Source organism: Pararhizobium sp. (assembly GCF_035497515.1).
In the GTDB taxonomy this organism is placed as follows: domain Bacteria; phylum Pseudomonadota; class Alphaproteobacteria; order Rhizobiales; family Rhizobiaceae; genus Pararhizobium.
Genome location: NZ_DATJDJ010000149.1, coordinates 1 through 4,858 on the forward strand (window position 1 = coordinate 1; position 4,858 = coordinate 4,858).

7 protein-coding genes and 1 pseudogene are annotated in these 4,858 nt (G+C 60.8%); 6 read left to right on the forward strand and 2 right to left on the reverse strand.

Annotated features, from left to right (window positions below; all coding sequences use genetic code 11):
• Positions 1-336: 336 nt before the first annotated feature.
• Positions 337-690 carry a GFA family protein gene (locus VL202_RS25985; protein ID WP_414692869.1) on the reverse strand — a complete coding sequence of 118 codons (354 nt, stop codon included), beginning with the start codon at positions 688-690 and terminating at the stop codon, positions 337-339.
• A 67-nt stretch (positions 691-757) separates the two neighbouring features.
• On the opposite strand from VL202_RS25985, the pseudogene VL202_RS14810 reads away from it, so the two are divergent.
• Positions 758-895 (forward strand): annotated as a pseudogene (locus VL202_RS14810) (IS5/IS1182 family transposase); the annotation flags it as partial.
• A gap of 38 nt (positions 896-933) precedes the next feature.
• Here the strand turns inward: VL202_RS14810 and VL202_RS14815 are convergent.
• A complete protein-coding gene (locus VL202_RS14815; RefSeq protein ID WP_325464863.1) occupies positions 934-1,233 on the reverse strand; it encodes a hypothetical protein in 300 nt (99 codons plus the stop codon).
• Between the two features lie 192 nt (positions 1,234-1,425).
• Between VL202_RS14815 and VL202_RS14820 the strand changes: the two genes are divergently transcribed.
• From VL202_RS14820 to VL202_RS25990, 5 genes are all read left to right on the forward strand, one after another.
• A complete protein-coding gene (locus VL202_RS14820; protein WP_325464864.1) occupies positions 1,426-1,926 on the forward strand; it encodes a helix-turn-helix domain-containing protein in 501 nt (166 codons plus the stop codon).
• On the forward strand, positions 1,923-2,516 hold the full coding sequence (locus VL202_RS14825; protein WP_325464865.1) for a 2-hydroxychromene-2-carboxylate isomerase: 594 nt from the start codon (positions 1,923-1,925) through the stop codon (positions 2,514-2,516). The genes VL202_RS14820 and VL202_RS14825 overlap by 4 nt, the downstream gene beginning before the upstream one ends.
• Positions 2,513-3,211, forward strand: a complete 699-nt coding sequence (locus tag VL202_RS14830) for an SDR family NAD(P)-dependent oxidoreductase (protein WP_325464866.1) — start codon at positions 2,513-2,515, stop codon at positions 3,209-3,211. Before VL202_RS14825 ends, VL202_RS14830 begins: the two co-directional genes overlap by 4 nt.
• A gap of 5 nt (positions 3,212-3,216) precedes the next feature.
• Complete coding sequence (locus VL202_RS14835; RefSeq protein ID WP_325464867.1) at positions 3,217-3,690, forward strand: PaaI family thioesterase; 474 nt, start codon at positions 3,217-3,219, stop codon at positions 3,688-3,690.
• A gap of 170 nt (positions 3,691-3,860) precedes the next feature.
• Positions 3,861-4,022, forward strand: a complete 162-nt coding sequence (locus VL202_RS25990; RefSeq protein ID WP_414692870.1) for a hypothetical protein — start codon at positions 3,861-3,863, stop codon at positions 4,020-4,022.
• Positions 4,023-4,858: the final 836 nt, after the last annotated feature.

Here is a 4,858-nt window from a genome sequence, read left to right on the forward strand (position 1 = left end):
CCGGCCAATTGGCCGATCTTTGGGCTAGATACGAAATCGTAATGGCCGATATGGAATCGTCATAAAGTATTGTATTTTTTTTCGCATCCGCCGAAATATGACCGCTTCATTGGCCGATGCGCTCCCTTCTGGCTGGGGTCATGCCAATCAAGGGAGCCTGCCAGATAAGTCCGACGATCGGAGGTTTTCTCAGTTGTGCTGACTACCCGATCAACTCAGATATAGGTTTTCCAATTCCGAGGCCCTAGTCTCAAGTTTGAAAGGTGTTCTGCGAAACTGGCAAGCCAATTTGAACGGCCCCGCAATAGAGCGATAAAACGCCTCGAGATGTCCGAATCAGATTCTTGACGCTTGGTTCAAAGGCATGGAGGCTTCTGTTCGCATTCCATCCTTCACAGTTCTTCCAGAGGGCTCGTCTCGATTTTGATCCACGCGTGCTTGCGGGTGTCGCCGTGATAAACCGAGACGGCCGGCGGTGGAAAGTGAATCGGCAAATGCGCCCACGCGGACCGAAATGATGGCCGGAACGGCGCTGTTGTGATGGTAGAGTGTCGCGCCACATTTTTCGCAGAACACCTGCGTGGCGGCACCATCATTGTCACCGATCCGAGTGAAGCCGGTTCCCTCGCCTTCAACGAGCACGTCGGCCTCGCGCCAAGAGTTCTTGGTTGTCCTAGGCTCAGGACCCATTAATTCTGTTGCGGCTTAGCGGCTTAGCGGATTGACCGTTTCATTGATGGCGCTGTGCGGTGCTTCGATGAGTGATCTGTTTTGGTTATTGCAGGCGCAGATGCGCCGAATCGAGCCATATTTTCCACTGTCGCACGGTGTAGCCGAGTCGATGATCGGCGTGTGATCTCCGAGGATTATCTTCGTGATCCGCGACGGGCCGCGCTGACGCGATTGCCGGAGGATTTCATCGCAGACATGCTGTCAGCGATTTACGTCGACGACCGTCCGGCCCCGTATCTTGCCCGTAAGGATGCTACGCGCGACATCGGGCGCATCTTCCAGGCCCACGGTCGTCACCATGGCGTCCAGCTTGCCGAGGTCGAGGTCGCTTGTCAGCCGCGTCCATGCCTCGATCCGAGTGGCCTTCGGGGCGTTGACCAAGTCGATCCCGGCCAGCGTCACGCCGCGCAGGATAAAGGGTAAAACGGAGCACGGCAGGTCCACGCCCTGCGCCAGCCCGCAATTGGCGACGACACTGCCATATCGGGTCTGGGCCAGCACATGGCCAGCGTATGGCTGCCAACGCTGTCGATCGCACCGGCACAGCGTTCCGCCGCGATCGGCTCACCCTTTCCCGAAAGCGTGGCACGGTCGACGGTCTCCGCAGCGATCAATACGCCCACTCGGTCCCCCCTTGCATATAGCTTGCACCTCTGTTACTTCAATCATTGAATTTAGTCGAGAGCCAGCCTTATGAAGCCGAAATCCTTCGTCGGAATGCGATGCTCGATCGCGGGAGCACTTGAGCTGATCGGCGACAGGTGGGCGTTGCTGGTGATTCGGGACCTTTCGTTGGGCCTACGCCGCTACGACGACCTGCGGGCCAGTACGGGCATTCCCGCAGCGACGCTCGCCGCGCGTCTCAAACACCTCGTCGAGCATGGGATCGTCGAACGCGTGCGCTATCAGGAGCGTCCGCCGAGAGACGAATACCGCCTTACGCCCAAGGGGCGCGACCTGTGGAAGGTGAGCGTCGCGCTGCGTGAATGGGGCGACCGTTGGGATGCGACCGGCTTCGGCGCGCCGACCGTCGAAATGGTCGATCGTGAGACGGGGCGTCCTTTGGTGCTGGCGCTGGTCGATGCCGAAACGGGCGTCGCCATTCCCCGCGATCACGCTCAATTCCGTCCCGGCCCAGGGGCAGACGACCGCACACGTCAACTTCTCAATCAACGCACAGGAGCAGCCCGGTGACGCAACCGATCGAGTTTTTCTACGACTTCCGCAGCCCATATAGTTACATGGCCTATACCCAGATGCTCGGGATGGACGTCGATATCGCGCTGCGGCCGATGAAGGTCCTGAAGGTGATGGAACTGGTCGGCAACGTCCCGACCACTCTTACCTGCGCGGTGAAGGGGCGCTATGCGCGTATCGATCTGGCGCGCTGGGCGCAGCGCTATGGCGTACCGCTCAACCCGTCGGACATGCGCGCGAACGACGGCGAGGCCTGTTCGCGGGCGGTCCTGACAGCGAAATCCCCGTCCGATGCGGCGACAATCACCCTGGCTCTGTACCGGGCGATCTGGAGCGAGGGCAAGACGCTCGCGACCCGGGACGACGTCCTCGCGGTGATCGCGGGCGCTGGGATCGATGTCGGCCCGATCGCCGACCGGATCGATGCGCCGGAGGTCGTCGCCCAGCTCGAAGCCAACACCGCCGAGGCGGCCGAGCGCGGCGTGTTCGGCTCGCCGACCATTTTTGTCGGCGAAGCGATGTTTTTCGGCAATGACCGGCTCGATTTCGTGCGCGAGGAGCTCGCGCGCCTGGAGGAAGCAGCATGACAGACACCACCAAACCGCTCGCCCTCGTCACGGGGGTCGGCCCTGGTACCGGCGCCGCGATAGCGCGCCGCTTCGCCCAGGGTGGCTATCGCGTGGCGATGCTGGCGCGAAACGCCGACCGCCTCGCCGCGCTGGAGAAGGAGATTCCAAATTCGGTCGCGGTACCGTGCGATGTCAGCGATGCCGCTGCTCTGGCGCGCGTGATTGCCGAGGTCGGCAACCCCAAGGTCGTCGTCCACAACGCCGTCGGCGGCGCGTTCGGCACGTTCACGCAGATCGAGGCGGAAACGCTCCAGCGCAACTTCGAGATCAATACGATGGCGCTATTCCACCTAGCGCGGCTGACAACGCCAGCGATGATCGCGGCGGGCGAAGGTGCCCTGATCGTCACCGGCAACACCTCGGCGCAGCGTGGGCGCGCCGCATTCGCCGGCTTTGCGCCCACAAAGGCCGCGCAGCGCATCCTCGCGGAATCGCTCGCGCGCGACCTGGGGCCGAAAGGCGTGCACGTCGCCTATTTGATCATCGACGCGGCGATCGACGTGCCGTGGCAACGCGAGCTTCAGCCAACCAAGCCGGACGATTTTTTCATCTCGCCCGCCTCGATCGCCAGCGAGGTCTTTCATCTCACGCATCAGCCGCGCGACGCCTGGTCGTTCCTCGCCGAGGTCCGCCCCTTTCACGAGCCCTGGTGAACATCGTGGCAGACGATATCGAAGACGCGCCCGACGGTCTCCAGCAACTGCGCGCCATGCTCGCGGGCGACCTGAAAGCGCCGATGGGCGAAAAGCTCGGCTTCAGCCTCATCGAGGTCGAGCACGGCCATGCGGTGTTCGAGGGCACGCCCGACCACAGCGTTTACAATCCGCTCGGTTCCGTACACGGCGGCTATGCCGCGACGCTGCTCGACAGCGCCTGCGGCATCGCGGTCCACTCGCAACTCGAAGGCAACCGGGGACATACCACACTGGAACTGAAGGTGTCGTATCTCCGTGGCCTCAGCGAGCGGAGCGGAACGGTCCGCGCAACCGGACGCACCATTTCGGTCGGGCGCCGCGTGGCGTTCGCGGAGGCGACGCTCCACGACAGTGAAGGACGATTGTGCGCGACGGCGACATCAACGCTGCTCCTGTTTGACGTCGAACCCCGTCCCGGCGGCTTCCTGCAATCCTGACAGCACATCTGGAGACGGTTCATATGGTGATTCAGATCCCCGGCACGCGCGCGCAGCCGCGCCGGACGCTTGAGCCGTGACGACGCAGGTAAAACGATCCACTGGATCGTTTTATTCTCCCGCTCACTTCCCGACGTATCGGGTGCACGAAGGGCGACCTGAACTCCAAGCTGCACGCGATATGCGATGGCGAGGGCCGCCCACTGGTGATACTGCTCAGCGAAGGCCAGATGAGCGACTACAAGGGTACGGCTCTGATGCTTGATGCGTTGCCGTCGGCCAAAGCCTTGCTCGGCGACAGAGAGTATGACGCAAACTGGCTCCGGCCCTGACCAAACGCAGCATCGCTGCCTGCATCCCATCAAAGACCAACCGTAAAATACCCATCGCCCACGACTGCACCCTCCATCGTCAGCGCCACAAGATCGAGAATATGTTCGGCAAACTCAAAGACTGGCCGCATCCACACCGTTACGACCGCTGCGCTCACACCTTCTTCTCGGTCATCTGCATCGCAGCCATCATCATCTTTTGGACCAATCAATGAGTCCTGAGCCTAGTTGGGACAGCACCTATCGCGAAGCAGGGTTCGGCTGCTGTCGCTAAGCGCTATACCGACGCGACTGTGGACTATTGCGAACGGCTGGCGGATTTCCCGCGGCGCGGCACCAAGCGGGACGACATTCGGCCGGAACTTCAGACTGTGGGATTTCGCCGGCGCATCACAATCGCCTTCGTGGTCGGAACAGGATTCGAAGCCGCTCGCAAGCCGTTGATGTAACACAAATTTGCGCTCTAAGCATTTAATAATACCAACAAAAGTACCAACAACCGTCGATCAGGTTAAACAAAAATGGTCGCGATTGTTCGCCTGGGTTCGCGTTGCATCAGAACGCGGCGTTGGCAAACGCCTATCCGCTCAACGCGGCGTCGAAAAAGGGAGGCGGTTGTGCGGAAATCATATGCCGTCTCCCTACTGTGAGGCCCCATACGATAAATTGCGTAGAGCATCGTATTTTCTGAAATGACACCCGTTTTTGTTGGCATGGACACTGTGCGGTGGGTCGGAACACTCCTTCAAATAATGCACTGACGATCGCTCAGCGCTCTCTTTTATCATCCGAGGAATTCGTTTCAGCGCGCCGCCGCGCGGAAAGATGAGCAACCG

Bases quoted from the DNA above. Each gene is read 5' to 3' on its own strand.
- VL202_RS25985 (WP_414692869.1), bottom strand. From the start codon at position 690: ATGGGTCCTGAGCCTAGGACAACCAAGAACTCTTGGCGCGAGGCCGAC.
- VL202_RS14820 (WP_325464864.1), top strand. From the start codon at position 1,426: ATGAAGCCGAAATCCTTCGTCGGAATGCGATGCTCGATCGCGGGAGCA.
- VL202_RS14830 (WP_325464866.1), top strand. From the start codon at position 2,513: ATGACAGACACCACCAAACCGCTCGCCCTCGTCACGGGGGTCGGCCCT.